The organism is Candidatus Symbiopectobacterium sp. NZEC135, from assembly GCF_025962695.1.
Genome location: NZ_JAGFPF010000830.1, coordinates 1 through 906 on the forward strand (window position 1 = coordinate 1; position 906 = coordinate 906).

Annotated in this window: 2 protein-coding genes; one reads left to right on the top strand and one right to left on the bottom strand. The window is 54.3% G+C overall.

Annotated elements, in window-relative coordinates:
- Window positions 1–545 (top strand): copper resistance protein NlpE N-terminal domain-containing protein (locus J5224_RS30780; protein ID WP_264628821.1); only part of this gene is annotated, 545 nt, incomplete at its 5' end.
- Window positions 546–606: 61 nt separating this feature from the next.
- Here the strand turns inward: J5224_RS30780 and J5224_RS30785 are convergent.
- Window positions 607–906: MutS-related protein (locus J5224_RS30785; protein ID WP_413544750.1), on the bottom strand; the 300-nt coding region annotated here is incomplete at its 5' end.

Sequence of the window (906 nt, forward strand, 5' to 3'; positions counted from 1 at the left end):
GTGCCGGTATCGATACTTCATTATTCCTGGCTGAAAATGGTACGTTCATACTACAACATCATTATCAAACCGATCGCCCTGGCAATCGCGTGTTTGCGACCTATGGTAAATGGGCGCGCACGGCGGATAAGCTGGTGCTCACCGATGTGCAAGGCGAAAAAAGCTATTTCAGACCGCTGGAAAATGGTCTGGAAATGCTCGATCGAGACGGTGCGCCAATCGTATCGTCCAACACCTATCGCCTGACGGCGACCCAAGCGCCGTTGCCGACCACACCGATGGCGATGCGTGGTTTGTACCGCTATATGGCCGATGCGGCGGTATTTGCTGATTGTTTTACCGGTGTCACCTACCCGGTGGTAAACAATATCGTGATGGAAAAACGTTACTTACAGGTGCGTAAATCCTCGGAGGACGCGGTGCTGCTTACCTTCAGCGCGCATTTTGCCGTTGTGCCTTCGATGGAAGAGGCGATGACGGTAAAAAGCCTGGTGCCCAGCAGCGCGCCATTTCAGATGAAAGCGCAAAACCACTGTAACGAATAACAACACCAAAGCGACGGGATAAAAAGCGGCCCTCCAGAGAAAGGCCGCTGTGGTCGTGACGCTATACCATCGCTTTCAGTTTATACAGCCATTCCAGAGCCTGACGCGGCGTTAACGTATCGGGATCCAACGCTTCCAGTGCTTCGACCGCCGGAGCAGGCTCTTCACTGGTTAACAGTGCCAGTTGCGCACCATCCACGTGGCTGGCAGAAGCGTGATTGGAAAGTGACTCCAACTCTTTAAGCTTTTGCCGCGCACGTTTAATCACTTCCTTGGGCACGCCCGCCAGTGCCGCAACGGCGAGGCCGTAGCTCTTGCTGGCGGCCCCCTCCTGAACGCTGTGCATAAACGCTATGGTGTC